The sequence below is a fragment of the Prevotella sp. MGM2 genome (assembly GCF_002933955.1).
In the GTDB taxonomy this organism is placed as follows: domain Bacteria; phylum Bacteroidota; class Bacteroidia; order Bacteroidales; family Bacteroidaceae; genus Alloprevotella.
In genome coordinates, this window is sequence record NZ_BEWW01000081.1 from 1 (window position 1) to 3,275 (window position 3,275).

Genomic DNA, 3,275 nt, shown 5'->3' on the forward strand with positions numbered 1-3,275 from the left:
GTCATAGAGCAATGGGCTGAGATACATAACAATGAGGCGGGCGACGTGGTGCTGAAAGATGTGGCATCGGCGGCTATGCTCTTCCGCGGCGGCGACTATTGGCTGACCCAGTTCACAGGCGGCTATATGAATGAATTTAACGTAGACGAAACTAAACTCCTGCCCGGTGAAAAGATTTTTGAAAACCGGTGGGGCATTACGAGTTCCAATGAACGCCAGCAGCACTTCATGCTTTCAGTGAAAGGCAGAGCTACAGAAACGACCGGTAGCGTTATGGCAGGGAGCCTGAAGTGGTCGGGCAACTGGAAACTGAATTTCGACATGTCCTCAAACGGTAACCTTTCGGTGTTTGCCGGCATCAACAACTGGTCTTCCGATTACACACTCGGCTCCGGAGAAAGTTTTACAACGCCGGAACTCATTTATACCTTTACGGACAAAGGTAAGGGACAGGCCAGCCGGAACCTGCACCGCTGGGCACTCAACTACGGCATACGCAACGGGCACAAACCGCTGCGCACCATTTTCAACAACTGGGAAGCAACGGGCATGAACACGGCAGACAAAGTTATCATTCCCTTCCTCGCGCCGGCCAAAGAACTGGGGTACGAACTTTTTCTGCTCGATGACGGATGGTTCGGGCTGGAGGATAAGGCACGCGTACTGGGAGAATGGAATCCTACCCCCGTCATGCATCCTAACGGTATGAAGACTATCATCGACGAAGCCAAAAAGACCGGCATTGATTTCGGACTATGGGTGGAGATGGAAATGGCCAATCCTGATGCACGCCTCGTAAAAGAGCATCCAGAATGGCTCCTATGCGAGCCTGACCGTACTCCTCATCTGCAACGCGGACAATATGTGATGGACCTGAGCAACCCTGAAGTACAGGAATTCTGCATCCGATCCTTCTGCGGCATCATCGACTCCAATCCCGGCATCTCTTTCGTGAAGTGGGACTGTAACAGTCCCTTTCACAATCCTTATTCCCATTACCTCGGCCGCCGGCAACAGCATCTGTGGTATGACTACACAAAAGGGCTGTACCGGGTTTTCGGAGAAGTGATGCGCCGACATCCCAAACTGCAAATGATGCTTTGTTCCGCCGGTCCGGCCCGCAACGACTACGGTGCCTTGCAATTTTTCCACGAATTCTGGACAAGCGACAACACCACGCCTCTTGCGCGTGTATTCATACAATGGGGGCACTCTCACGTATTTCCGGCCAGAGTCATCGGTGCACACGTCACCCACATGGGCCATCAGCCCTTTAAATTCGCTTTCGATGTAGCCATGAGCGGGGTTTTGGGCATGGACGCCAATCCCGCAAAAATGACCAAAGAGGAGAGTGAAATCACCCGCCGAGCCGTGAAAGCGTACAAAGAGAAGCTACGCCCCGTTGTCCAGTTCGGAGACCTTTATCGTCTGATATCGCCCTACGAGACCTCTCGGTCCGTCATTTCCTATGTAGAGCCGGAAGAACACACATCAGCGGCCTTGTTCGTTTATCAGGTAAAAGATGAAACCGCCCCACTCCACGTAAATCTGCAGGGCCTTGATCCCGGTCTCAACTATAAGATAGAGGAAGTGAACATTGCTTCACCGTTCGAAGCCGCCTGCACCCAAAACGGTAAGGTTATGAGCGGCGAAGACCTCATGACTATCGGCTTGGACTTTGCCTGTTCCAAACGCTTTGACAGTGCTGTGATATATCTGAAGGCAATGGAATGATTCCATTGTAAACGTGGAACCTTATACCGAGGGGAAAGATACTTCTCACGATAGTAGAAATATCTTTCCCCTCTCTCAATATTTTTGACTATCTTTGCGCGCAAAATCATCTGATAGTTATGTTTGAAAATTTAAGCGAAAGACTCGAACGGTCTTTTAAGATACTCAAGGGAGAAGGCCGCATTTCGGAAATTAACGTAGCCGAAACTCTGAAAGACGTACGCCGTGCATTACTCGATGCTGACGTCAATTATAAAGTGGCCAAGACCTTTACAGATACGGTAAAGCAAAAAGCTTTAGGACAGAACGTCCTCACAAGCGTGAAACCCGGACAGTTGATGGTGAAAATAGTTCATGACGAACTGGCCGAACTGATGGGCGGACAAGCTGCAGAACTCAATCTGTCGGGCCGGCCAGCTGTCATCTTGATGGCTGGTCTGAACGGTGCGGGTAAGACTACATTGTCAGGAAAACTGGCTTTATTACTCAAATCAAAGAAGAACCGCCGCCCGCTGCTTGTCGCTTGCGATGTTTACCGCCCCGCCGCCATTGAGCAATTACGTGTGCTGGCGGAGCAGATAGACGTGCCTGTATATATGAACATGGAGTCGAAAGACCCCGTAGCCATTGCGCTTGAAGGCATACGCGAGGCCAAGGCCAAAGGTTTCGACACCGTAATCGTGGATACCGCGGGACGACTGGCCATTGACGAGGCGCTCATGAAAGAGATTGCCGCCATCAAGGATGCCGTCCGGCCCGATGAGACGCTGTTTGTGGTGGACGCCATGACCGGACAAGACGCCGTAAACACAGCCAAGGAATTCAATGAACGTCTGGATTATGACGGTGTAGTATTGACGAAACTCGACGGTGATACCCGCGGCGGAGCAGCTCTTTCCATCCGTACCGTAGTAGACAAGCCTATAAAATTTGTCGGTACAGGCGAAAAAATGGAAGCCCTTGACGTGTTCCATCCCGACCGCATGGCTGACCGCATCCTGGGAATGGGCGATATTGTCAGCCTCGTAGAGCGTGCTCAGGAGCAATACGATGAGGAGGAAGCCCGCAAACTTCAACGCAAGATACAGAAAAACCAATTCGACTTCAATGATTTTCTGGCCCAGATACAACAGATTAAGAAGATGGGCAATCTCAAAGATCTGGCTTCTATGATACCCGGTGTGGGCAAGGCCTTGAAAGACGTGGAGATAGACGACAACGCCTTTAAGGGCATAGAGGCTATCATCCTATCCATGACACCTAAAGAGCGCAAGAACCCCGAAATTCTCAATCAAAGCCGAAAGAATCGCATTGCCAAAGGTTCGGGAACATCCCTTCAGGAAGTCAATCGTCTCGTAAAGCAATTTGACCAAACGCGTAAAATGATGAAAATGGTAACGGGATCGAAAATGGGACGCATGATGGCTCACATGCCCAAAATGCCGGGAATGGCCGGTATGCCCAAAATAAAATAGATGAATCATTTACGACAAAAAGATGCCGGATAAGGATGAAAGTTTTCCCTCAGCATCATTATCATC

The 3,275-nt window shown here is 50.3% G+C and carries 2 protein-coding genes; both read left to right on the forward strand.

The window, feature by feature from the left end; all coding sequences use genetic code 11:
- Positions 1-1,734, forward strand: a 1,734-nt coding sequence (locus C5S62_RS01780; protein WP_104403809.1) for an alpha-galactosidase, incomplete at its 5' end; no start/stop codon positions are given.
- Between the two features lie 119 nt (positions 1,735-1,853).
- Positions 1,854-3,209 (forward strand): signal recognition particle protein, encoded by a 1,356-nt coding sequence (ffh, locus tag C5S62_RS01785; RefSeq protein WP_104403810.1) that lies wholly within the window; start codon positions 1,854-1,856, stop codon positions 3,207-3,209.
- The last annotated feature ends 66 nt before the right edge of the window (positions 3,210-3,275 follow it).